Genomic DNA, 22,923 nt, shown 5'->3' on the forward strand with positions numbered 1-22,923 from the left:
CGTTGTGAAGATCACCGTTTTGGTCGGCGGCGTCGGCGGCGCTCGGTTTTTGCTGGGCGTCCAGAATCTGTTGCGACTCGGCGCCTTTGCCGACGACTCTGGCAACCAGAAACAGGACCATGAACTCACCGCGATCGTCAATGTGGGCGACGACGCGTGGATGTTCGGCGTGCGGATCTGTCCCGACCTCGACACGTGTATGTACACACTCGGAGGCGGTATCGACCCCGAGCGCGGCTGGGGGCATCGTAACGAAACCTGGCACGCCAAGGAGGAACTCGCCGCTTATGGCGTACAGCCCGATTGGTTCGGCCTGGGCGACCGCGACCTCGCCACCCACTTGGTCCGCAGCCAGATGCTGCGGGCCGGCTACCCGTTGTCGCAGGTCACAGAGGCGCTGTGCAAGCGTTGGGCACCGGGCGCGCGGCTGCTGCCCGCCAGCGACGACCGCTGCGAGACGCACGTGGTGATCACCGACCCGGGGCCCGGCGAGCACGAGGGCGAGCGGCGCGCTATCCACTTCCAGGAATGGTGGGTGCGCTACCGCGCTCAGGTGCCCTCGCACAGCTTCGCCTACGTCGGCGCCGAACAAGCTACCGCGGCACCGGGTGTCGCCGAGGCCATCGCCGAGGCGGACGTGGTGTTGCTGGCACCGTCGAACCCGGTCGTGAGCATCGGGTCGATCCTGCAGATCGGCGGTATCCGCGGTGCACTTCGTTCCACGGCAGCGCCGGTCATCGGCTACTCTCCCATCGTGGCGGGAAAACCGTTGCGTGGCATGGCAGATGAGTGCCTGTCGATCATCGGCGTGGACTCCACCTCCGAAGCCGTCGGTCGGCATTTCGGGGCGCGGTCGGCCACCGGGCTGCTGGACGGCTGGCTGGTGGACGCCGGCGACCACGCCGACATCGATGGCGTCGCCGTGCGCGCAGTGCCACTGTTGATGACCGATCCCGCGACCACCGCCGAAATGGTGCGTGCCGGCCTTGATCTCGCGGGGGTTCGACTGTGACCACCGAGCACGGCTCTGCCGACCGGGTGGAGATCCTGCCGGTGCCGGGCCTGCCCGAGTTCCGGCCCGGCGACGACCTGGCGGGTGCGATCGCCACCGCGGCGCCCTGGCTGCGTGACGGCGACGTGCTGGTGGTCACCAGCAAGGTGGTGTCCAAGTGCGAGGGCCGCATCGTCGACGCGCCTGCCGATCCCGATGAGCGGGATACGCTGCGGCGCAAGCTGATCGACAGCGAAGCGGTCCGCGTGCTGGCCCGTAAGGGACGGACGCTGATCACCGAGAACGCCATCGGACTGATCCAGGCCGCCGCCGGGGTCGACGGTTCCAATGTCGGATCCACCGAACTGGCCCTGCTCCCCGTCGACCCGGACGGCAGCGCCGCGGCGCTGCGCGACGCGCTGCGTGACCGACTCGGCGTCACCGTCGCAGTCGTGATCACCGACACGATGGGCCGCGCCTGGCGCAACGGCCAGACCGATTTCGCCATCGGCGCATCGGGATTGACCGTGCTGCACGGCTACGCGGGGGCGATGGACCGGCACGGCAATGAACTCGTCGTCACCGAGGTCGCCGTGGCCGACGAAATCGCGGCGGCCGCCGATCTGGTGAAGGGCAAGCTGACCGCGATCCCCGTGGCTGTGGTACGCGGACTGGACCTCGCCGACGACGGATCCACCGCGCGCACCCTGCTGCGCTCCGGCGAAGACGACCTGTTCTGGTTGGGCACTGCCGAGTCAATTGACTTGGGACGCAAGCAGGCCCAACTGCTGCGGCGATCAGTCCGCCGATTCTCGGCCGAACCCGTGCCCGCTGAACTCATCGAAGCCGCTGTCGGAGAGGCGCTGACCGCACCGGCACCGCACCACACTCGTCCGGTCCGGTTCGTCTGGGTCCGCGACCACGGCACGCGCGTGCGTCTGCTCGATCGCATGAAAGACCAGTGGCGCGCCGACCTGACCGGCGACGGCAGGTCCGCCGAATCGGTCGAACGCCGCGTGGCCCGTGGCGACATCCTCTACGCTGCACCGGAACTGGTCATCCCGTTCATGGTTCCCGACGGTGCCCACAGTTACCCCGACGCCGCCCGCACCGCGGCAGAGCACACCATGTTCACGGTGGCGGTCGGCGCTGCCGTACAGGCGCTGCTCGTCGGGCTCGCCGTACGCGAGGTCGGCAGCTGCTGGATCGGTTCCACGATCTTCGCCGCGGATCTGGTGCGGGCCGAACTGGATCTGCCGGCCGACTGGGAGCCGTTGGGCGCCATCGCGATCGGCTATCCCGAAGAGCCGCAGCCGCCGCGTGATCCGGTGTCTGCCGACGATCTGCTCATAACGCGATGAGTTTGCACTCGTCCGCTGTGGACATTCTCACGGCTTGGCAGACAACCGATCCCGCGCAGGACACGCTGCGCCACGCCGTGCTGGCGTTTTTGGCGGCCCGACCCGACGCCTGCGAACGGGCCTGTGTCCCAGGCCATATCACCGCGTCGGCCCTGGTGCTCGACCACACCGGCACCCAGACTCTGCTCACCCTGCATCCGCGCTTCGGCCGGTGGCTGCAACTCGGCGGGCATTGCGAGGACACCGATCCCGATATCCGCTCGGCCGCATTGCGCGAGGCCACCGAGGAATCGGGCATCGTCGGGCTCACCATCGACCCGGAGCTGGCTGCGGTGCATGTGCATCCGGTGACGTGCTCGCTGGGAGTCCCGACCCGCCACCTCGATCTGCAATTCGTGGTGCGGGCCCCGGCCGACGCCGAGATCGCCTGCAGCGACGAGTCTTTGGATCTGCAGTGGTGGCCGTTGGCCGGGTTGCCGGGGGGCACCGACTTCGGCTTGCGTCAACTCGCCGAAACTACGGTTTCTGGTGCGATTTCGGCCGATTCGCGCCACAAAGCGTAGTTTCGGCGACCGTCAACGCCTCAGACGTCGGTCGAGAAGCGCAGGCCGCCGTCGGGAATCGACACCCCGGGCCACACGCGGGCCCCGCGCAGCAGTTCGCAGCGGGCACCGATGTCGGCCCCGTCTCCGATGACGCCGTCACGGATCAGGGCCCGCGGCCCGATGCGGGCGCCGAAGCCGATGATCGAGCGTTCGATCACCGCGCCGGCTTCGACCCGCACGCCGTCGAAGATCACTGCGCCGTCGAGGCGGGCGCCGGCACCGATCTCGGCCCCGCGGCCCACCACGGTGCCGCCGATCAACAGCGCGCCCGGCGCCACCCCGGCACCGTCGTGCACCAGGGACTCGCCGCGCTGGCCGTGCAGCGCCGGCGACGGGGCGATCCCGCGAACCAGGTCCGCCGAGCCGCGAACGAAATCTTCGGGCGTGCCCATGTCTCGCCAGTAGGAGGCGTCGACGTATCCGCACACGCGATGCCCGTCGGCAAGCAGACCGGGGAACACCTCGCGTTCCACCGAAAGGGCCCGGCCCTTCGGGATGCGGTCGATCACGTCGCGCTTGAACACGTAGCAGCCGGCGTTGATCTGATCGGTCGGCGGATCCTGCGTCTTCTCCAGGAACGCGGTCACGACGCCGTCGGGGTCGGTCGGCACGCAGCCGAAGGCACGGGGATCCCCGACGCGGACCAGATGCAGCGTCACATCGGCCTGGTGGTTGTCGTGTGACTCCAACAGCGCGCCCAGGTCGGCGCCTGAGAGCACGTCACCGTTGAACACCAGCGCGGTGTCGTGGCGCAGGTGCCCGGCGACGTTGGCGATGGCACCTCCGGTGCCCAGCGCATCGGTTTCGGTGACGTAGTCGATCTGGAGTCCCAGCTTGGAGCCGTCGCCGAACTCGGACTCGAACACCTCGGCCTTGTACGAGGTGCCCATCACCACGTGGGTGACCCCGGCCGCGGCGATGCGCGAGAGCAGATGCGTCAGAAAGGGCAGTCCCGCGGTCGGCAGCATGGGTTTCGGCGCCGAGAGCGTCAGCGGACGCAGCCGGGTGCCTTGCCCGCCGACCAGTATGACGGCATCGACCTCCGCAGGATTGGTCACCTCAACGCCGCCCTTTCGCCTGTTTACGCCGAGAACTGCCGACCACCAGGCCCGCACGCACCGCGAGCGCGCCCCGGATCGTCCACCGTAACGGAGCCTGCCAGGACGCTGGGTACCTATCGGCCAGAAAAGTGTAGGTACTGCGGTGATGGGCGGCCAAATTGCGGGCGGGGTCACGCCCGGTCGAGTGGCCCTTGTAGTGCAACACCTCGGCGGCGGGTACGTATATGTTCTGCCAACCCTGCCGGCCGAGCCGATCTCCCAGGTCGACGTCCTCCATATACATGAAGTAGCGCTCGTCGAAGCCGTTGATCTGATCGAAAGCAGCGTGGCGCAGCAACAGGCACGAGCCCGACAACCATCCGACGGGGCGTTCGCTGGGCTGCTCGTGATCCTGCCGGTAGGTCGCCGTCCACGGGTTGGACTTCCAGAACGGCCCGACGACGGCGTGCATGCCACCGCGGACCAAGCTGGGCTGCTGGCGCGCCGACGGATACACCGAACCGTCGGGATCGCGGATCAGCGGGCCCAGCGCGCCGGCCTTGGGCCAGCGCGCCGCGGCCTCCAGCAGTACGTCGATCGAGCCGGGACCCCACTGCACGTCCGGGTTGGCCACCACGAAGAACTCGGGATCGAAGTCGTCGTTGTGGTAGGCCGCCACCCCGCGGTTCACCGCGCTGCCGTAGCCGAGGTTGGCGCCGATACGCAGCAGCCGCACGTTCGGATACCGCTGCTCGGCCTCTTCGGGTGCGCCGTCGACGGACCCGTTGTCGGCCATCACGACGGTCACGGGACGGTCGGTGGCCAGCGAGAGCGACGCCAAGAACCGCTCCAGGTGCGGCCCCGGCGAGTACGTCACCGTCACCACGACAAGTGGGCGCAGGGCTTCCTGTGTCACGGCGTAGAGGGTAGCTGTCCGGCGGCGCCGTTCCCGCCGGTGTCCGCGACGGCCGCGATCAGCGCATCGCGCCAGTCCCGCAGCCCGGTCAGGCCGGCCGCCACCGAACGCTGCTGGGAGAGCACCGTGTAATTGGGGCGGGTGGCCGGTCGCGGATGCCGGTCACTGCCCACGGGGCGCACCCGCTCGGGATCGGCACCCACTGCGGCGAACGTGGCTTGCGCGAGCTCGAAACGGCTTGCCACCCCGGAGTTGACGGCGTGAAGCACGGGTCCGCCGACCCCGCCGCCTGCGACCTCCAGCAACGCCGCGGCCAGGTCGTCGACGTATGTCGGCGAGCCGATCTGATCGTCCACGACGTCGATCGCCTTGTCCCCCGCGGCCAGCCGCCGCATGGTGGCGACGAAGTCGGTGCCCTCGCCGCCCTTGTAGACCCACGCGGTGCGGACCACGTGCGCATCCGGTTTGGCCGCGTGCACGGCCTGCTCACCTGCCAGTTTGGTGCGGCCGTAGGCATTGATCGGTTTGGTCTCGTCATCGATCTCGTAGGGGCGCCGATCCCCGTCGAACACTCCGTCGAACACGTAGTCGGTGGAGACATGGATCAGGTCGGCGCCGGTCTGCGCGCACACCTGCGCGATATTGCCCGCACCCACCGCGTTGACCTCGTAGGCCCGCGCCTCGTCGGTTTCGGCGGCATCGACCTGGGTGTATGCCGCGCAGTTGATCACCACGTCGCCGGTCGCGACGTGCCGACGCACCGATTCCCGATCGGTGATGTCACATTCCGACGACGTCAAGGCCAGCACCTCGCGCCCGGCGCGACGGGCCTGATCAGTCAAAACACGGCCAAGCATGCCACCGGCCCCGGTGACGACAATGCGCTGCGACATACGCCGAGTCTGGCACGCCGGTCAGCGTTACCCGGCTCACGCGTACCCCGCAAGTAGCCTGGGCAGGTGCCTAACCGCCTCATCCGCGCGCTCGCTGTGACCACAGCCTCCGCCGTGGTCCTCGGGACGGGAGTGGCCTGGAGCCAGATCCGTTCGTTCGAATCGGGCATCAACCACATCAGTTCCGCCGCGCTCGGCGGAGGCGGCGACGATGGTGCGATCGACATCCTGCTGGTCGGGATGGACAGCCGCACCGACGCGCATGGCAACCCGCTGTCCGAACAGGAACTGGAGACGTTGCGCGCAGGCGACGATGTCTCGACCAATACCGACACGATCATCCTGGTCCGCATCCCGAACAACGGGAAGTCCGCCACCGCGATCTCCATCCCCCGCGACTCCTACGTCGAGGCGCCGGGCTGGGGAAAGATGAAGATCAACGGCGTGTTCGGCGACGTCAAGCTCGACAAGATGAAACAGCTCGTCGAGGTCCAGGGCGAAGATCCCGCCGTCGCCGAGCCGCAGGCCGTCGAGGCCGGACGCGAAGAGCTGATCAAGACGGTCGCCAACCTGACCGGTGTCACCGTCGATCACTACGCCGAAATCGGGCTGCTGGGGTTCGCCTTGATCACCGACGCGCTCGGCGGCGTGAACGTGTGCTTGAAAAACGCCGTCGACGAACCACTTTCGGGTGCCGATTTCCCGGCCGGCTGGCAGAAGCTCAACGGCCCGCAAGCGTTGAGCTTCGTGCGGCAACGCCACGACCTGCCGCGCGGCGACCTGGACCGCGTCACCCGTCAGCAGGCGGTGATGGCCGCGCTGGCCCACGACGTGATCTCGGGCAAGACCCTGTCCAGCCCGTCCACGCTGGGCAAGCTGCGCGAAGCCGTGCAGCGCTCAGTGGTGATGTCCAGCGGGTGGGATGTCATGGATTTCATCGATCAGCTGCAGAAGCTGGCGGCGGGCAACGTGGCGTTCGCGACCATCCCCGTGCTGCAGGAGGACGGCTGGAGCGACGACGGCATGCAGAGCGTGGTTCGGGTCGACCCGACCCAGGTGCACGATTGGGTGTCGGGCCTGCTGCAGGACCAAAGTGAGGGCAAGACCGAACAGGTCGCGTATTCGCCGGACAAGACCACCGTGCAGGTGGTCAACGCGAGCGACATCAACGGGCTGGCCGCCGCGGTGTCACATGTGCTGACGACCAAGGGCTTCACGCCCGGCGATACCGGCAATCACCAGGGCGGTACGGTTTCGGGCAGCCAGGTGCAGGCAGCCAAGACCGATGACCTTGGTGCGCAAGCGGTTTCGAAGGACCTCGGCGGACTCCCGGTCACCGAGGACGCCTCGGTCCCGCCGGGTACTGTGCGCGTGGTGCTGACCGCGGACTACACCGGACCGGGCTCCGGTCTCGACGGTCACGATGCCACCCTCGACGCCGAATCGGCCACCACCGGTTCGACTTCCGCCGCCAGCACCGACACCGGGGAGGCACCGCCGCCGCCCTCGCCCATCCTCACCGCAGGCTCGGACGATCCGGCGTGTGTGAATTGAGCACCCTCAGCGCCGCCGTCCTCGATCCCCTCCTGGCCTCCGATCCTGCGGGGCCCCGGATCACGTACTACGACGATGCCACCGGTGAGCGCATCGAGTTGTCCGCTGTGACGCTGGCCAACTGGGCGGCCAAGACCGCCAACCTGTTACGCGATGAGCTGGGCGCGGGCCCGGGGACCAGGGTCGCGGTGCTGTTGCCCGCGCATTGGCAGACGGCCGCGGTGCTGTTCGGCGCGTGGTGGATCGGCAGTGAAGTGGTGCTCAACGACGATCCCGCCGACATCGCGCTGTGCACCCGCGACCGGCTCGACGAAGCCGACGACACCGTGAGCGGCGGTGAGGTGGCGGTGCTCTCACTGGACCCGTTCGGCAAGCCCGCTGCGGATCTGCCGATCGGCGTGACCGACTACGCGACCGCTGTGCGGGTGCACGGCGATCAGATCGTGCCGGAGCGTCACCCCGGTCCGGCGCTGGCAGGCCGGTCCGTCGCCGAAGTTCTCGACGCCGCCCGAAATGCCGCAGCCGCACACGGTTTCACCAGTCGGGACCGGGTGCTCGACACCGCAACCTGGGACACGGCCGACGCTCTCGTGGAGCATCTGCTGTCGGTGTTCGTGGCCGGCGCGTCGCTGGTGCAGGTTGCCAATCCCGATCCGGCGGCGCTGGAGCGTCGCCGTGCGATGGAGAAGGTCACCCGGGGCTGAATTGGCTTGGCGAGCAGACACCAAAGGCCCGGAACCGCGGCGTGTCCCGGACCTTTGTGACTGCTCGCGCGCAGAAAGTGACGCGTGAACTACTTGAGCAGGGCGCGGCTCATGACCACGCGCTGGACCTGGTTGGTGCCTTCGTAGATCTGAGTGATCTTGGCGTCCCGCATCATTCGCTCGACCGGGAAGTCCACGGTGTAGCCCGCGCCGCCGAACAGCTGCACCGCATCGGTGGTCACCTCCATGGCTACGTCGGAGGCAAAGCACTTCGACGCCGCCGAGATGAAGCCCAGGTTGGTCTCACCGCGTTCGGCACGCGCGGCAGCGTGGTACACCATCAACCGGGCGGCCTCGAGCTTCATGGCCATATCGGCCAACATGAACTGGACGGCCTGAAATTCGCTGATCGACTGCCCGAACTGCTTGCGGTCCTTGGTATATGCGATCGCCGCGTCCAGCGCTCCCTGCGCGATCCCCACCGCTTGGGCGCCGATGGTCGGGCGGGTGTGATCCAGCGTCGCCAACGCCGTCTTGAACCCCGTGCCCGGCTCGCCGATGATGCGATCACCCGGAATCCGGCAGTTCTCGAAATACAGCTCGGTCGTCGGCGAGCCCTTGATGCCGAGCTTGCGTTCCTTCGGGCCCACGCTGAAGCCCTCATCGTCCTTGTGCACGATGAACGCGGAAATGCCGTTGGCGCCTTTGTCCGGATCGGTCACCGCCATCACGGTGTACCAGGTCGACTTGCCGCCGTTGGTGATCCAGCACTTGGTGCCGTTGAGGATCCAGTCATCACCGTCGGCCTTGGCGCGGGTCCGCATCGACCCGGCGTCCGAACCGGCCTCCCGCTCGGACAGGGCGTACGACGCCATCGCCGAACCGTCGGCCAACGACGGCAGCACCTGCTTCTTGAGGTCCTCGCTGCCGCGCAGGATCAATCCCATGGTGCCCAGCTTGTTGACCGCCGGGATCAGCGACGCCGAACAATCCACCCGGGCAACTTCCTCGATGACGATGCATGCCGCCACCGAATCGGCACCCTGCCCGCCGTACTCCTCGGGGACGTGCACCGCGTTGAACCCCGAGGCGTTCAGCGCGTCCAACGCCTCCTGTGGGAACCGGGCATTCTCGTCGACGTCGGCAGCGTGCGGGGCGATCTCCTTCTCCGCCAGCGCCCTGATCGCCGCGCGAAGCTCCTGGTGCTCCTCCGGCAGCTGAAACAGATCAAACGACGGATTACCGCCCCATGCAGCCATGATCTTCTCCTTCGTTTTCAGCTCTTGGCTCGCTTGATTCCATCGTTGCCCGGACTACTCATCGAGTACATCGCCCTGCTACGTTTGGTACTCAGTACCATAGCATCGGAACTCAGTACCTGGAAGAGGTGCGCCCATGCCCAGCCTGCCCAGCACCCGAGAGCGCCTGGTGAGCGCGGCATTCGAGCTGTTCGAAGAACGTGGATACGAAGCCGCCAGCGTCGATGACATCGCGGCACGGGCGCAGGTGGGACGCACCACCGCGTTTCGTCAGTTCGGATCGAAAGAGGCGTTGATCTTTCCCGATCACGAAGCATTGCTGCGCCGCGCAGACGAGAGATTGTCGACAGTGCCTGCCGAGGCGCTCCCCGCCGAAGTCATCGCGGTGGCAACCTCGGTGTTCGAGCACTATCTCGCCGAGGGCGACCGGGCCCGAACGAGGTATCGGCTCACCCGGTCGGTGCCCACCCTGCGCGATTTCGAGACGGCCGTGGTGTCGCGGTATGCGCGGTTGTTCACCAAACACCTGCGGACCGCGCAGACCGGGGACTGGACGGCGGACCTGCGCGCCGAACTGTTCGCCAACGCCGTCGTCGCTGCACACAACCATGTGCTGCGCCGATGGCTGCGTGGCGACGTGCCCAACCCGCGGTCCGACCTGGCCGAGGCACTGGCCGCGACCTGGCCTATCTATCGGGGCGGCGACGGTCGCACCGCAGTTGTGGTGATGTCCACCGATGAGCCGATCGAGTCTCTGACGTCCCGCATTCGCGGGTTGATCGGCGATTGACCGGCGCGGGGGCTACCCCGCGCCTCGGTCAGCTGTCGCCCAGCAGGCGATCTCGCAGTGCGGCGTCTTTGGCCAGCACCATGGCCTCCAGATCGGCCTGGAACGCCGACATGCGGGCCCGCAGCGCCGTGTCGGCAGCGCCGAGGATGCGCACGGCCAGCAGCCCCGCGTTGCGGGCGCCCCCGATCGAGACCGTGGCGACGGGAACACCGGCGGGCATCTGGACGATGGACAACAACGAATCCATGCCGTCGAGCCGGGCCAGCGGCACCGGAACACCGATCACAGGCAGCGGGGTGGCCGAGGCCACCATGCCGGGCAGATGAGCTGCCCCGCCGGCCCCGGCGATGATGACCTCGATGCCGCGGTCGGCCGCACCCTTGGCGTAGTCGAGCATCCGCCCAGGCGTGCGATGCGCCGAGACGACTCCGACCTCGAACGGCACCTCGAATTCGGCCAGCGCGGTCGCCGCGTCGGACATCACCGACCAGTCGCTGTCGCTGCCCATGATGAGCCCGACGCGGGGCTGATTCGCCTCACTCGGCATGTGAATCCCATCCATCGGTCCATTCCGCGTGCGAGAGCCAGTGCGCTGCGCGGACCGCGCGCTCCCGCAGTTCGGTCACATCGGAACCGAGCATGTTGACGTGGCCGATCTTGCGGCCCGGCCGCTCCCCCTTGCCGTACAGATGCACCTTGGCCTCGGGCATCCGGGCGAACAGGTGATGCATGCGCTCATCCATCGACATGGCAGGCGTCTCGGGCGCGCCGAGCACGTTGGCCATCACCGTGAAGGGCGCGATGGCCGAGGTGTCGCCCAGCGGATAGTCCAGTACCGCCCGCAGATGCTGCTCGAACTGGCTGGTGACAGCTCCGTCCATGGTCCAGTGCCCGGAGTTGTGCGGTCGCATCGCCAGCTCGTTGACCAGGAGCTTGCCGTCGACCGTCTCGAACAACTCGACGGCCAGCACGCCGACGACACCGAGTTCGTTGGCCAGTCGCAGGCCCAGTTCCTGCGCCTCGGCGCCCAGGTCGTCGGACAAGCCGGGAGCCGGGGCGTAGGCCTCCACACAGATGCCGTTGCGCTGCACGGTCTCCACCACCGGCCACGCGGCACCTTGCCCGAACGGCGAACGCGCGACGAGCGCAGCGAGCTCCCGACGCATCTGGACGCGTTCCTCGGCCAGCACCGGCACACCGTCACCCAGGTAGCCCGCCACGATCTCGCGGGCCTGCTCCAGGTCGTCGGCCATCGACACGCCCTTGCCGTCGTAGCCGCCCCGGATGGTCTTGATCACCACAGGACCGTCGATCAGGCGCACGAACGCCTCGACGTCATCGACCGAGGTGATCTCCGTGTACCGCGGGACCGGGGCACCGAGGGCCTCGAGACGGCGACGCATCAACAACTTGTCCTGTGCGTGCACCAGGGCCTCCGGCGGAGGCGCCACGGTGATCCCCTCGGCAACCAGTTTTTCCAGGTGCTCGGTGGGCACATGCTCGTGGTCGAAGGTCAGCACCGAGGCGCCCTTGGCGGCCTGGCGCAGCGCGTCGAGGTCGGTGTGCGACCCGATGACGACGTCGGGGGTGACCTGGGCGGCGGGATCGTCGGTCCCGTTGGCCAGGACCCGCAGGGTCTGGCCCAGCGCGATGGCCGCCTGGTGTGTCATCCGGGCGAGCTGACCACCGCCGATCATGACGACGACCGGGCTGTTGGGTGTATTCGGCACGGTGTACATCGTGTCATGTGGCATTCACGTGTTCGCCATGGCCACCGCATTGACCTGCTGTTAAGGCTTGGCGGCAGGCAACGATGCGGCAAGTGACAGGTTGTATACGTACACTGCGGAGTTGTGTCCTTTGCCGATGCGACGATCGCACGACTACCGCGATTCGTCCGTCCGTTCGCCGAACGTCATCACGAGCTGATCAAGTTCGCGATCGTCGGGGCGACGACGTTCGTCATCGACTCGGCGATCTTCTACACCCTCAAGCTGACGGTGTTGGAGCCCAAACCGGTGACCGCCAAGATCATCGCGGGCATCGTCGCGGTGATCGCGTCCTACATCCTCAACCGCGAATGGAGCTTCCAGAACCGCGGCGGCCGGGAGCGCCACCACGAGGCGCTGCTGTTCTTCGCGTTCAGCGGGGTCGGCGTGCTGTTGTCGATGCTCCCGCTGTACTTCTCCAGTTACGTGCTGGGATTGCGGGTGCCAGAAGTCTCGTTGACGGTCGAGAACATCGCCGACTTCATTTCGGCCTACATCCTGGGCAACCTGCTGCAGATGGCCTTCCGCTTCTGGGCGTTCCGGCGCTGGGTCTTCCCCGACGAGTTCGTCGACAACCCCGAACTGGCGCTGGAATCCACCTTCACCGGTGGCGGCATCGCCGAAGCGTTCGAGGATCACGCCGAGCATCAGCGCCAGACCGGCACTGTCACTCCGTTACGTCGGCCCGGCCGGCGCAACCGTCAGCTCGGGGACTCTTCGGAGCCCAGGGTGTCGAAAACTTCGTGATACAGCAGTGAGTGCACCCGCTCCACGCGGGGTATGTCGTGGAACTCCAGCGGATCCTGTGATGCCGATTCGATGATCAGCGTTCCGGTGCGCAGCAGCCGATCGCTCAGGCCGTGCCGGAATTCGACACTGTTGATCCGCGCCAGCGGGATGTCGATGCCGGAGCGCGTCAGCACGCCGTGGCGATACATGACCCGCCGGTCGGTGATGACGAAGTGGGTGGTCCACCAGTTCAGAAACGGCCATACCGTCAGCCAGCCGACGACGATCAACCAGATGGCGCCGATCACGATGAACAGCACATTCTTGGCGGTCGACTGCCAGTCGGTGGTGTTGACCACCGCGGCGGCGAACGCCGCGACGGCACTGGCGACCACCAGCACCACCACCGCGCCGATCAGGCGCTTCCAGTGCGGGTGCCGGTGCAGGACCACCTGCTCGTCCTTGGCCAGCACGTTCTGCGGGTAACCCACGGCAGCACCCTACGGTTCGTCGGGACGGAGATGGGTGATGTCGCCGGCGGACACCTTTACCTGCTCGCTGCCGGTGTCGATGACCAGACGGCCCAGTTCGTCGATCGCCTCGGCGACACCGACGACGGCCTGATCGCCGGGCATGGTGGCACGCACCCGGGTACCGACGGTCACGCTGCGACTCAGATAGTCGGCCGCCAGCGCGGGATCGCCGCGACGCCATGCGTCGATGCGAGCGGCCAGGTGCCGCAGCAGCACCTGGGCCAACGGGTTGCGATCGACCGTGGCGGCACCGAGTTGCGTGAGCGACGTGGCCCGCGGGTCGGGCGCTTCCTCGGCCGTCATGGTTGCGTTCAGACCGAGCCCGACCACGATGACCTGAGACGGCGACGCCACCTCGGACAGGATGCCCGCCAGTTTGCCGCCGTCCGGACCGACCAGCACGTCGTTGGGCCACTTGAGGCCGACGCGCACGCCGGTGACCTCGGCGACCGCGTCGACGACGGCGACACCGGTCGCCAGCGGGAGCCAACCCCACGTTTCGACGGGGACCGCGGAGGCGTCCACGCCGACCGACACCGACAGTTGCGAACGCGCGGGCGCCGACCACTGCCTGCCATGCCTGCCGCGGCCTTGGCTCTGATACTCGGCGAACAACACGTTGCCTGCGATGTCCTCGCCTGCGGCAGCCCTGGCCAGCAGGTCGGCGTTGGTCGATCCGGTTTCCTCGACGACGTCGACGCGCCGCCACGGCAGGCCGGCCAGCCCGTCGCGCAGCACCGTCACGTCCAGTGGTGGCCTGGTGTTCATCGCGGTCAGCTTACGGCCAACCCGGCATCAACCGGCGGTAGTACTCGCCTTCGCCGCCATGTTCTCGGCGACTTCCTGCTGCCAGAGGTCGTTGGCGTGCGTGGTGTCTACCTCCTGCTCGAAGCGCGCCGTCATGTCCGGCTCGACATCGGCGAGATCGACGTAAAACTGCTCGTACCAACGGCGATGCTGATAGACCGGGCCGTCCTCCTCGGTGAGCAGCGGATTCTCGATGCGCGTCTTGTTCTTCCAGATCTCGACGTCCTCCATGAAGCCGTCGCCGAAGGTGCGGCTCATCGTCGCCGCGAGCTTCTCGGCCTTCTCCGGTGGCAGTCCCGGATTCCGCTGGACCGCGACACCCCACTGCAACACGAACGAGTCGTGGGTGACCGGGTAGTGGCAATTGATGAGCGCGATCTCGACGGTGAACTGCGGCGCGAGATCGTTGTGCAGCCAGTTGATCATGTAAGCAGGGCCGAAATATGTTGCCTCGGAACGCAAATACGTGCCATCCCAGAGTTCTCTGGTGGCGTAGTCCGGCCGCGGCTTCGATTCCATGAACTGGCTGGCGGTGTGGCCTTCGATGACGTTCTTGAAGAACGTCGGATAGGCATGGTGGATATAGAAGAAGTGCGCCATGTCGACGTTGTTGTCCACGATCTCGCGACAGTTCGAGCCCTCGATGAGGATCGAATTCCATTGCCATGGCGACCAGATACCGTCGTCGTAGCCCTCGATGGTCGGCGGAAGCAACTCCGGTGGCGGGGTCGACCCTTCGGGGTCGTGCCACACGAGCAACTGACCGTTGACCTCGTGGACCGGCCAGGTCCGCGTACGTGCCAGTCGCGGCGTGCGTTTGGCGTACGGCACCAGCTTGCACTTGCCGTCGCCACCCCACCGCCAGTCATGGAACGGGCACGCCAGATTGTCGTCTTTGACGGTTCCCATCGACAGGTCACCGCCCATGTGCCGGCAGTAGGAATCGAGTACGTGCAGTTCACCGGTCGAGTCGGCGTACACCACGAGCTTGGTTCCGAATGCCTCGATGCCGTGGGGCTGCCCGTCACGGAAATTCTCGGCCAGGCCCAGGCAGTGCCAGCCTCGGGCAAACCGGGTCATCGGTGCGCCAGCATCGATTTCACGGATATTACTCATACGTCTTCCCTAGCATGTCTTTGACCGCCAGGTGGCTGAACAGCATGCTGGTGCCGATCGGATTTCCCCCGCCCGGGTAGGCGGTGCCGCTCGGTGCGGCCATCGTGTTGCCCGCGGCGTACAGACCGTCGATGACAGCGCCCGTGGTGTCGAGCACCCGCGCGGCGGCGTCGGTGCGCAAGCCGCCCTTGGTGCCCAGATCGGACACTCCGAAAGCCGCCGCGTGAAATGGTCCGCGATCGATGGCCACCAACGGCGACGCACCTCCGGAGAACGCGCGATCGTACGGTTCGTCGCCGCGACCGAAGTCCTCGTCGACGCCGGTGGCGACAAACGAGTTGAATCGGTCGACGGTGGCAATGAGCGCCTCGGCCGGGACACGGATCTTGTCGGCGAGTTCGGCGAGCGTGTCCGCGGTGTGCCACAGCCCGGCCTCGATGTAGCGATCCTGGTGCACCATCGAGACATTGGTGGCTTTGATGGGCGGCGCGAGTCCTTCTTTGTCGTCGTAGACCATCCAGAACGGCAGCCTCATCGTGCCGTCGGCGAGCCGCCGCAGCACGGCGCGGCCGATCCGGTCGTAGGCCGCCGACTCGTTGACGAAGCGACACCCGTTCTGGTCGACGAAGATGCCGCCGGTGAACCACAGCGCGAACGCCGACCGGCCGTCGGGGTGGGTCAGCCCGGGTGACCACCAAGCCTGGTCCATCAGGTCGACGTCGGCGCCCACGGCCATGCCTGCTTCGTGGGCGCGGCCGAGATTTCCCCACGGCCCCATAGTGTCTCGCGCGGTACCCGGCACCCCGTAGCGGGCCCGCAATTCGTCGTTGCATTCGAATCCGCCCGCGGCGAGCAGCACACCGCGGCGGGCGCGGATGGCGCGGCGCACGCCGTCGGACTCGACGATGGCGCCGGTCACCCGGCCGTCGGACCGAACCAGTTCGACCAGGGTGGCGTTGAGCCGCAATGACTCGTTCGGGTAGTGCCCGATGGCTTTCAGGAACCGGGCGATCAGAGCGCGCCCGCCGATGAAATAGTCGTCGGGCTGCTCGGCACCGAGTCGGTCGGCGTCCAGCGGGCCGCGGACCAGCTCCCGCAGGTGTGGCGCCTTGGCCACCTTGAGCGGGCGTGCCGCGATGTGCCGTTGCCCGTCGGCGCGCGCCTTGGGTGCCTTGCCGAAGTAGTCCGGCCACGGCAGCGCCGCGAATTTCAGGTTGTCGTCGGCCTCGAGGTATTCGATGAGACCGGCGCCGCCGCGCACGTAGGCATCCTGCAAGTCCCGTGGGGTGCGATCACCGACGACGGCGTGGTAGTACTCGAGCGCGTCCTCGATGGTGTCGTCGGTACCTTCGCGCTGCAACACCGGGTTGCACGGAAACCAGACTCCACCGCCGCCGGAATACGCTGTGGTGCCACCGAATTTGTCAGTGGCCTCGACAAGGATCACGTCGAACCCCTCGCGGGCCGCGGTGTACGCGCCGGTCAGTCCACCGCCACCGGACCCCGCGACCAGTACATCGCACTCTTCGTCCCACGTCGTCATAGGTAACGCTGCCTCCCGTACTGCGCGAACTCGGCGTCCAGCGCGTCCTTGGCATCGTCGCCCATGGCTTCATACACCGGCGCGCCGCGTCCCACCCACCGGTACACGGGCTCGTCGGTGTGCCAACGTTGTTGTTGCAGTTCGCGTTTGAGCACCTTGTTGGATCCCGTGACGGGCAGGTTCTTCGACAGCCGCAGAAACCGCGGCACACCCTTGGCCCCGAGGTCGGCTTGCCCGGTCAGGTAGGCGGTGAATGCGGCGGTGTCGAACGTCGACGGATCGGCCACCTCGACGGCCGCCATCACCTGGTCACCCGAGCGCGGATCCGGCACGGCGAACACACCGGCAGCCACCACGTCGGGGTGCCGGCGCAACACCCGCTCGATGGTCAGCGCCGAGATGTTCTCGCCGTCGACCCGGATCCAGTCACCGCGCCTGCCTGCGAAGTAGATGAACCCCCGCTCGTCGAGGTATCCAAGATCGCCGGTCCAGTACCAGCCGTTGCGGATGCGTTCGGCGTTGGCTTCGTCGTTCTTGTAGTAGCCCTCGAACGTGCGGGTGCCGAATTTGTCGACGATCTCGCCGACCGCGTCGTCCGGATTGAGCACTCGGCCATGTTCGTCGAAAACCGCTGGCGCGCAATCCTTCAACGTTTCGGGATCGACGATGGCGACACCGGGGTGGGCGGGCCGGCCCAGTGCTCCGGCGGGAGCGTCAGGCGCAATCGCGACCGCACCGCCTCCCTCGCTCGATCCGTACCCCTCGAAAAGTTCGGCGTCGAAGCGACGCCGGAACTCGGCCTGGTCGTCGGGCGACGCCTCGGTTCCGAAGCCGCGCTGCAGGGTGTTGTCCGCGTCGTCGGGCTGCTCTTCCGTCGCCATCAGGTAGCCCAGGGCCTTACCGACGTAGGTGAAGAACGTCGCGCCGAAGTACCGGACATCGGGCATGAATCCCGACGCCGAGAACGAACGGGTGAGGCATACCGTGGCGCCCACGGACAGCGCAGGCGCCCACAGCGCCATGATCGCGTTGCCGTGGAACAGTGGCATGCAGCAGTATTCGACGTCGTCGCGGACATGGCCGAACTTCTCGGCCGCGGCGTTGGCGATCATCGCCAGCCGGCCCTGGCTGCACTTGACCGCCTTGGACGCCCCCGTGGTGCCTGAGGTGAACAACAGCAGCATCAGCGTTGTGGCATCGACTCCTGCGGCGACCGTGGGCACCACGTGGTGCGCGGCGACGGCGTCGCGGTATTCGTCGGTATCGACGACCATGAACCGGTCGGCGGCCAATCCGAGGTCCAGTCCGCTCAGCCGTTGCGCGCCCGCGGCGTCCGTGACGATCAATTGGCAATCGGCAAACCGGATTTCGGCTTCCAGCTCGGCGGCTCCGCGGGTCGGATTGATACCGACGACGGTGGCCCCGACCAGCACAGCGCCACCCAGCCAGAACAGGAAGTCGGGCACGTTCTCCAGCAGCACACCGATGTGGAAGGGCCCGTCGCGGCGCAGCGACTGGGCCAGCGCGCCCCGAGCGGCCGATTCGGCCACCACCTGGTCCCAGGTCCAGTCCTGCTCACGGGTGCGCAGGCCGAGCCGCTCGTCGCCCACCCGGTCGAGCAGCATGGCGGCTACGGTGTCGCGCATCGGGTCTGCCATCAGGCCGGGGCGGCCATCATGTCGACGTAGGCCTGCGGCAGGTCCTCGGCGGCGAGCTTGGTCACGCTGATCACCCCCGGGCAGTAGGAGTCTTCGCCCAACACCAGGCCATTCTCGTCGATGGGCCACACCAGCAGTTGGCGGAACACCACGAGGTAATCGGCGGATTCGTCGTCGACGGGGATGCCGATGGCCGCGGCCGCAGCGCCGGGGTAGATCTGCTTGAGCAGGCCCTCGGTCACCAGGGCGTTGTCGTCGACGATCAGCCGGGTCACCTCGAACTCAAGGACATTGGTGCGGCCGGCGACGAAATCGGCGTAGTAGCCGCGCACCACATCGAAGCCCTTGGGGCCGAAATCGTCGGTGCCGGAACTCCAGAAGTGGTACTCGGGGTTGGGGGCGACGGTCGCCATCAGCGCGTCGAGGTCGGCGTTGCGCTCGGCCTTCATGTGGTCAATGACGGTCTGCAGGACGACCCGGTGGCGTTCGTCGGTGGTGATGGCGAGACGCTGCTCCAGAGGTTCCCAGGTGCGGGTCGGATCGATGATGGCCACGGGGCCTCCTTGTCGGATGAGCTGTACTGGGCTGCACCGCAATCTTGGTCAACACGGTGACGTGCGTCACCCGCCGTGCGTCGGCCGATTCGGGCAATCCACCCGACAGTCGCGTCTAGAGCAGATCGGCGTCGGCGAGCTCGGCCGATGACAGCGCGATCCGCCGAACCATGAGCACCAACGTGCCCAGGAAGCGGTCCACCGGATCTTCGAAATCCCATCCCATCCGGGCCTGAATCCTCGCCAACCGGGCCGCGACCGTGCTGTGGTGCACGTGCAGTTCGGCGGCGGTGCGGCGCAGCGATCCGTAGACGAAGAAGGCCTCGGTGGTCTCCACGTCCAGTTGACCCGCAGGCGTTGACGCAATCTCGTTGATCCGGGCCACACCTCGATTGCGCCACACCCGATCGATCGGGAGGTCGGCCAGCAGCTCCAGCGAGCTGAGCCGTTCGTAAGCGACCACGCGCCTGCCGAATCCGGTCGACGACGCGAATCGCAACGCGCGCACCGCTTCGTGCCACGAGGCCGAAGCGCTGAATACGGTTCCCACGGAGCCGATTCCCACCCAGGGCCCCGCTGCGGCGTGCGTGTTCACCACCGCCGGGAAGCGCTCGACGACGACGCGCTCGAGACGATCGGAGAGCTCCCGCATATCGACGGACCCTTGGCACAGGATGGCTGTCGCATTGCCGATCACCGCCGATCGCACCGTCGACACAGGCAGCTCACCGGTGATCAGGCGCACGGTCTCGGGCGGCGAATGGCCCGACGCCGCCAGCACACACGTCGGCCTGGTCTCATCGAGCCCCAGCAGCCGGATGGCCCGAGCGCGGTCTTCGCGGTGTTCCTTGCCCGACAGCACGACCTCGAGCAGGGCCGGGTCACCCAGATGCGGGGTCCCGCTCGTTCTCGCGGCGACCCGACGCACCACTCGGCGCAACCGGTCCAGCAGGACCTCGTCGAGGGGGTGTCCGCGGCCGTCACGTTCCAGCCAAGCGAGGGCCTCGGGTCCATCCGGCTCGGGCACCCGGTCGCCGTCGACGGGATCCGGCCGTCCGGATGCGTCGTAGCGGACGACGGTCCCGCCCGGCCAGCACACGCCCACCGGGCACTGCGCGACCAGCGCGGCAAACCGCACCGCGGCGTCGGCGTTGGCCTCTTGTTCCTCAAGGGCGTCGAACTGCGCGACGAGACGCAGCACCGATGCGGGATCGGTGCCCAGTTCCGACAGCAGAACCGGCCCCGTCGTCATGCTCCAGAGGGTATGCCCAGCGCACTGCGGGCATACCATCCGCAGCACACAGCGCCGGACAGAGTGACGCGCGCCACGCCCACCTCTCTTAGACGTATCTTAGGGTTACCGATAGCATCGTGACCCATGACGAGCGTTACCGAGCCGGCGGAAGCCCAAGCCGAGCACAAGGTGGATATCCACACGACTGCAGGCAAGCTTGCCGACCTGCGCAAGCGCACCGAAGAGACGCTGCATCCCGTCGGCGAGGCCGCCGTCGAGAAGGTGCACGCCAAGGGCAAGCTGACAGCCCGCGAGCGCATCTACGCGCTGCTCGACGAGGGCTCGTTCGTCGAACTGGACGCGCTGGCGCGGCACCGCAGCACCAACTTCGGCCTGGCCGAGAACCGCCCGCTGGGTGACGGCGTGGTGACCGGCTACGGCACCATCGACGGCCGCGACGTCTGCATCTTCAGCCAGGACGCGACGGTGTTCGGCGGCAGCCTCGGTGAGGTCTACGGCGAGAAGATCGTCAAGGTGCAGGAGCTGGCCATCAAGACCGGCCGGCCACTGATCGGCATCAACGACGGCGCAGGCGCCCGCATCCAGGAGGGTGTGGTCTCCCTCGGCCTGTACAGCCAGATTTTCCGCAACAACATCCTGGCCTCGGGCGTCATCCCGCAGATCTCGCTCATCATGGGTGCCGCCGCAGGTGGCCACGTCTACTCCCCCGCGCTGACCGACTTCATCGTCATGGTCGATCAGACCAGCCAGATGTTCATCACCGGCCCTGACGTCATCAAGACCGTCACCGGCGAGGACGTCACCATGGAGGAGCTGGGCGGCGCGCATACCCACGAAGCCAAGTCGGGTACCGCGCACTACGTCGCCTCGGGCGAGCAGGACGCCTTCGACTACGTCCGCGACCTGCTGAGCTACCTGCCCCCGAACAACTACGCCGAGCCGCCGCACTACCCGGCTCCGGCACCGGAGGGCGCCATCGAGGACAACCTCACCGAAGAGGACCTTGAGCTCGACACCCTGATCCCGGATTCCCCGAACCAGCCGTACGACATGCACGAGGTCATCTCGCGCATCCTCGACGACGACGAGTTCCTCGAGGTGCAGGCCGGCTACGCGCAGAACATCATCATCGGGTTCGGCCGCATCGAGGGCCGCCCGGTCGGCATCGTCGCCAACCAGCCCACCCAGTTCGCGGGCTGCCTGGATATCAACGCTTCCGAGAAGGCCGCGCGGTTCGTCCGCACCTGCGACTGCTTCAACATCCCGATCGTCATGCTGGTCGACGTTCCCGGCTTCCTGCCCGGCACCGACCAGGAGTACAACGGCATCATCCGCCGCGGCGCCAAGCTGCTGTACGCCTACGGCGAGGCCACCGTCGCGAAGATCACCGTCATCACCCGCAAGGCTTACGGCGGCGCGTACTGCGTGATGGGGTCCAAGGACATGGGCTGTGACGTGAACGTGGCGTGGCCGACGGCGCAGATCGCCGTCATGGGCGCGTCCGGCGCGGTGGGCTTCGTCTACCGCGGGCAGCTCAAGGAGGCCGCCAACGAGGGCAAGGACGTCGACGCCCTGCGCCTCGAACTGCAGCAGACCTACGAGGACACCTTGGTCAACCCCTACATCGCCGCCGAGCGGGGTTACGTCGACGCGGTGATCCCGCCGTCGCACACCCGCGGCTACATCGGTACGGCCCTGCGGCTGCTGGAGCGCAAGATCGTGCAGACGCCGCCGAAGAAGCACGGGAACATTCCACTGTGAGCGGGGCGAACGATTCAGCTGCTGTGAGCGGGGAGGAAGTGGCCGTGGAAGCTCCGGCCGACGACGCGAAAGCCGACCACGAGGCACACATCAAGGTGCTCAGCGGCAACCCGACCGACGAGGACATGGCCGCGCTGATGGCCGTACTGGGTGCCGCCGGCGGCGGTGGCACCGAGCCGATCCTGCGCGAGCGCAACCTGTGGGGCCACCCGGTGGACAAGCTGCGCTACGCGCTCTTCAGCTGGCAGCGGGTGACGCTGTTGGAGCGGACCCACATCCGGCGCTGACGCAATCAGCCCGATGAGCGGTTGCGCAACGAAGGAACGGTACTGATGACGCGGGTCGTCCTGGGTTCGGCGTCGACGGGCCGGCTCGGCGTGCTGCGCCAAGCCGGCATCGAGCCGCAGGTGGTGGTCTCGGGTGTCGACGAGGACGCGATCATCGCCGGACTGGGCGACGCTGCACCCGGGTTGGTGGTCGCAGAACTGGCCGCCGCCAAGGCCGACGATGTCGTGACCCGGCTGCCCGCCGCGTACGCCACCGACTGTGTGGTGATCGGCTGCGATTCCATGCTTTTCCTGAACGGCCGGTTGAGCGGCAAACAAGTACGCGCGAGCGGGCACGTGAGCAGTGGCTGGCGATGTCCGGGCAGGCCGGTCAGCTGTACACCGGCCACGCCGTCGTCACGGTGCGCACCGGCTCCGTGCGCCATCGCATCATCGAAACAGCGGTTACCACAGTGCATTTCGCCACCCCGACGGCCGAGGACCTGGAGGCTTACCTGGCCACCGGGGAACCTCTCGGCGTCGCGGGTGGCTTCACGCTCGACGGGCTGGGTGGCTGGTTCGTCGACCGCATCGAGGGCGACCCATCGAATGTCATCGGCCTGAGTCTGCCGGTGCTGCGCCGGATGCTGGCCGACGCCGGCGTTTCGGTCGGCGATCTCTGGACGGCATCGGCTTCGGTCTGATCATCGAGATTCACTTGGCTGATTCGGGCTACCACCGACGCCAAGGCGGACTTCATCGACCTCGAAGACCGAGAGGTCGGCGACCAGGACGCGCACAAAACGTGACCGGGGCCGC

Annotated in this window: 22 protein-coding genes and 1 pseudogene; 10 read left to right on the forward strand and 13 right to left on the reverse strand. The window is 67.3% G+C overall.

Annotation, left to right across the window (positions count from 1 at the left end; genetic code table 11):
* The first annotated feature begins 4 nt into the window (after positions 1-4).
* Genes cofD through A5784_RS36480 form a run of 3 tightly spaced genes read left to right on the forward strand, consistent with a single transcriptional unit; the run spans position 5 to position 2,915 of the window.
* Positions 5-1,012, forward strand: coding sequence for a 2-phospho-L-lactate transferase (gene cofD, locus A5784_RS36470; RefSeq protein WP_064949767.1), 1,008 nt, complete (start codon positions 5-7; stop codon positions 1,010-1,012).
* Positions 1,009-2,352 carry a coenzyme F420-0:L-glutamate ligase gene (locus A5784_RS36475; protein ID WP_064949731.1) on the forward strand — a complete coding sequence of 448 codons (1,344 nt, stop codon included), beginning with the start codon at positions 1,009-1,011 and terminating at the stop codon, positions 2,350-2,352. The genes cofD and A5784_RS36475 overlap by 4 nt, the downstream gene beginning before the upstream one ends.
* Positions 2,349-2,915 (forward strand): NUDIX hydrolase, encoded by a 567-nt coding sequence (locus tag A5784_RS36480; protein ID WP_064949732.1) that lies wholly within the window; start codon positions 2,349-2,351, stop codon positions 2,913-2,915. The genes A5784_RS36475 and A5784_RS36480 overlap by 4 nt, the downstream gene beginning before the upstream one ends.
* Positions 2,916-2,935: 20 nt before the next feature.
* On the opposite strand, the gene manB is transcribed toward A5784_RS36480, so the two are convergent.
* Genes manB through rfbD form a run of 3 tightly spaced genes read right to left on the reverse strand, consistent with a single transcriptional unit; the run spans position 2,936 to position 5,806 of the window.
* Complete coding sequence (gene manB, locus A5784_RS36485; RefSeq protein ID WP_029367820.1) at positions 2,936-4,015, reverse strand: mannose-1-phosphate guanylyltransferase; 1,080 nt, start codon at positions 4,013-4,015, stop codon at positions 2,936-2,938.
* Between the two features lies 1 nt (position 4,016).
* Complete coding sequence (locus A5784_RS36490; protein WP_064949733.1) at positions 4,017-4,913, reverse strand: glycosyltransferase family 2 protein; 897 nt, start codon at positions 4,911-4,913, stop codon at positions 4,017-4,019.
* Complete coding sequence (gene rfbD, locus A5784_RS36495; RefSeq protein ID WP_064949734.1) at positions 4,910-5,806, reverse strand: dTDP-4-dehydrorhamnose reductase; 897 nt, start codon at positions 5,804-5,806, stop codon at positions 4,910-4,912. The genes A5784_RS36490 and rfbD overlap by 4 nt, the downstream gene beginning before the upstream one ends.
* Positions 5,807-5,872: 66 nt before the next feature.
* Between rfbD and A5784_RS36500 the strand changes: the two genes are divergently transcribed.
* Complete coding sequence (locus tag A5784_RS36500) at positions 5,873-7,360, forward strand: LCP family protein (protein ID WP_064949735.1); 1,488 nt, start codon at positions 5,873-5,875, stop codon at positions 7,358-7,360.
* Positions 7,357-8,064: a TIGR03089 family protein gene (locus tag A5784_RS36505; RefSeq protein WP_156750970.1), complete on the forward strand. Its 708-nt coding sequence runs from the start codon at positions 7,357-7,359 to the stop codon at positions 8,062-8,064. Before A5784_RS36500 ends, A5784_RS36505 begins: the two co-directional genes overlap by 4 nt.
* An 89-nt stretch (positions 8,065-8,153) precedes the next feature.
* On the opposite strand, the gene A5784_RS36510 is transcribed toward A5784_RS36505, so the two are convergent.
* Complete coding sequence (locus A5784_RS36510) at positions 8,154-9,323, reverse strand: acyl-CoA dehydrogenase (protein WP_064949736.1); 1,170 nt, start codon at positions 9,321-9,323, stop codon at positions 8,154-8,156.
* Between the two features lie 136 nt (positions 9,324-9,459).
* On the opposite strand from A5784_RS36510, the gene A5784_RS36515 reads away from it, so the two are divergent.
* Positions 9,460-10,113 (forward strand): TetR/AcrR family transcriptional regulator, encoded by a 654-nt coding sequence (locus A5784_RS36515; protein ID WP_064949737.1) that lies wholly within the window; start codon positions 9,460-9,462, stop codon positions 10,111-10,113.
* Between the two features lie 28 nt (positions 10,114-10,141).
* Here A5784_RS36515 and purE read toward each other — a convergent pair whose 3' ends face one another.
* Positions 10,142-10,660 carry a 5-(carboxyamino)imidazole ribonucleotide mutase gene (gene purE / locus A5784_RS36520; RefSeq protein ID WP_064949738.1) on the reverse strand — a complete coding sequence of 173 codons (519 nt, stop codon included), beginning with the start codon at positions 10,658-10,660 and terminating at the stop codon, positions 10,142-10,144.
* On the reverse strand, positions 10,650-11,852 hold the full coding sequence (locus A5784_RS36525; protein ID WP_064949739.1) for a 5-(carboxyamino)imidazole ribonucleotide synthase: 1,203 nt from the start codon (positions 11,850-11,852) through the stop codon (positions 10,650-10,652). The genes purE and A5784_RS36525 overlap by 11 nt, the downstream gene beginning before the upstream one ends.
* 114 nt (positions 11,853-11,966) lie before the next feature.
* Here A5784_RS36525 and A5784_RS36530 point away from each other — a divergent pair, with 114 nt between their 5' ends.
* Complete coding sequence (locus tag A5784_RS36530; RefSeq protein ID WP_064949740.1) at positions 11,967-12,629, forward strand: GtrA family protein; 663 nt, start codon at positions 11,967-11,969, stop codon at positions 12,627-12,629.
* On the opposite strand, the gene A5784_RS36535 is transcribed toward A5784_RS36530, so the two are convergent.
* From A5784_RS36535 to A5784_RS36565, 7 genes are all read right to left on the reverse strand, one after another.
* Positions 12,584-13,102 (reverse strand): PH domain-containing protein, encoded by a 519-nt coding sequence (locus A5784_RS36535; protein ID WP_064949741.1) that lies wholly within the window; start codon positions 13,100-13,102, stop codon positions 12,584-12,586. The genes A5784_RS36530 and A5784_RS36535 overlap by 46 nt on opposite strands.
* A 9-nt stretch (positions 13,103-13,111) precedes the next feature.
* Complete coding sequence (locus A5784_RS36540) at positions 13,112-13,912, reverse strand: biotin--[acetyl-CoA-carboxylase] ligase (protein ID WP_064949742.1); 801 nt, start codon at positions 13,910-13,912, stop codon at positions 13,112-13,114.
* 27 nt (positions 13,913-13,939) lie between these two features.
* Positions 13,940-15,067, reverse strand: coding sequence for a 3-ketosteroid-9-alpha-monooxygenase, oxygenase component (locus tag A5784_RS36545; protein WP_064949743.1), 1,128 nt, complete (start codon positions 15,065-15,067; stop codon positions 13,940-13,942).
* Complete coding sequence (locus A5784_RS36550; RefSeq protein ID WP_064949744.1) at positions 15,060-16,610, reverse strand: FAD-binding protein; 1,551 nt, start codon at positions 16,608-16,610, stop codon at positions 15,060-15,062. The genes A5784_RS36545 and A5784_RS36550 overlap by 8 nt, the downstream gene beginning before the upstream one ends.
* Positions 16,607-18,256 carry a steroid-22-oyl-CoA synthetase gene (casI, locus tag A5784_RS36555; protein ID WP_064949769.1) on the reverse strand — a complete coding sequence of 550 codons (1,650 nt, stop codon included), beginning with the start codon at positions 18,254-18,256 and terminating at the stop codon, positions 16,607-16,609. Before casI ends, A5784_RS36550 begins: the two co-directional genes overlap by 4 nt.
* An 11-nt stretch (positions 18,257-18,267) precedes the next feature.
* Positions 18,268-18,822: a nuclear transport factor 2 family protein gene (locus tag A5784_RS36560; RefSeq protein ID WP_064949745.1), complete on the reverse strand. Its 555-nt coding sequence runs from the start codon at positions 18,820-18,822 to the stop codon at positions 18,268-18,270.
* Between the two features lie 115 nt (positions 18,823-18,937).
* On the reverse strand, positions 18,938-20,074 hold the full coding sequence (locus A5784_RS36565) for a PucR family transcriptional regulator (protein WP_064949746.1): 1,137 nt from the start codon (positions 20,072-20,074) through the stop codon (positions 18,938-18,940).
* Positions 20,075-20,200: 126 nt separating this feature from the next.
* Here A5784_RS36565 and A5784_RS36570 point away from each other — a divergent pair, with 126 nt between their 5' ends.
* The 3 genes and pseudogenes from A5784_RS36570 (at position 20,201) to A5784_RS36580 (ending at position 22,808) form a co-directional block, all read left to right on the forward strand.
* Complete coding sequence (locus A5784_RS36570; RefSeq protein WP_064949747.1) at positions 20,201-21,838, forward strand: acyl-CoA carboxylase subunit beta; 1,638 nt, start codon at positions 20,201-20,203, stop codon at positions 21,836-21,838.
* On the forward strand, positions 21,835-22,125 hold the full coding sequence (locus A5784_RS36575; protein ID WP_064949748.1) for an acyl-CoA carboxylase subunit epsilon: 291 nt from the start codon (positions 21,835-21,837) through the stop codon (positions 22,123-22,125). Before A5784_RS36570 ends, A5784_RS36575 begins: the two co-directional genes overlap by 4 nt.
* A gap of 42 nt (positions 22,126-22,167) precedes the next feature.
* Positions 22,168-22,808, forward strand: a pseudogene (locus A5784_RS36580) (Maf family protein).
* The last annotated feature ends 115 nt before the right edge of the window (positions 22,809-22,923 follow it).

The sequence above is a fragment of the Mycobacterium sp. 852013-50091_SCH5140682 genome, from assembly GCF_001665685.1.
Lineage (GTDB): Bacteria > Actinomycetota > Actinomycetes > Mycobacteriales > Mycobacteriaceae > Mycobacterium.

Excerpts from the sequence above, each read along its gene's own strand:
- casI (WP_064949769.1), bottom strand. The coding sequence starts at position 18,256 with ATGCGCGACACCGTAGCCGCCATGCTGCTCGACCGGGTGGGCGACGAG.
- A5784_RS36480 (WP_064949732.1), top strand. The coding sequence starts at position 2,349 with ATGAGTTTGCACTCGTCCGCTGTGGACATTCTCACGGCTTGGCAGACA.
- A5784_RS36570 (WP_064949747.1), top strand. The coding sequence starts at position 20,201 with ATGACGAGCGTTACCGAGCCGGCGGAAGCCCAAGCCGAGCACAAGGTG.
- purE (WP_064949738.1), bottom strand. The coding sequence starts at position 10,660 with ATGCCGAGTGAGGCGAATCAGCCCCGCGTCGGGCTCATCATGGGCAGC.
- A5784_RS36565 (WP_064949746.1), bottom strand. The coding sequence starts at position 20,074 with ATGACGACGGGGCCGGTTCTGCTGTCGGAACTGGGCACCGATCCCGCA.
- A5784_RS36545 (WP_064949743.1), bottom strand. The coding sequence starts at position 15,067 with ATGAGTAATATCCGTGAAATCGATGCTGGCGCACCGATGACCCGGTTT.
- A5784_RS36510 (WP_064949736.1), bottom strand. The coding sequence starts at position 9,323 with ATGGCTGCATGGGGCGGTAATCCGTCGTTTGATCTGTTTCAGCTGCCG.
- A5784_RS36525 (WP_064949739.1), bottom strand. The coding sequence starts at position 11,852 with ATGTACACCGTGCCGAATACACCCAACAGCCCGGTCGTCGTCATGATC.
- rfbD (WP_064949734.1), bottom strand. The coding sequence starts at position 5,806 with ATGTCGCAGCGCATTGTCGTCACCGGGGCCGGTGGCATGCTTGGCCGT.
- A5784_RS36540 (WP_064949742.1), bottom strand. The coding sequence starts at position 13,912 with ATGAACACCAGGCCACCACTGGACGTGACGGTGCTGCGCGACGGGCTG.
- A5784_RS36550 (WP_064949744.1), bottom strand. The coding sequence starts at position 16,610 with ATGACGACGTGGGACGAAGAGTGCGATGTACTGGTCGCGGGGTCCGGT.
- A5784_RS36515 (WP_064949737.1), top strand. The coding sequence starts at position 9,460 with ATGCCCAGCCTGCCCAGCACCCGAGAGCGCCTGGTGAGCGCGGCATTC.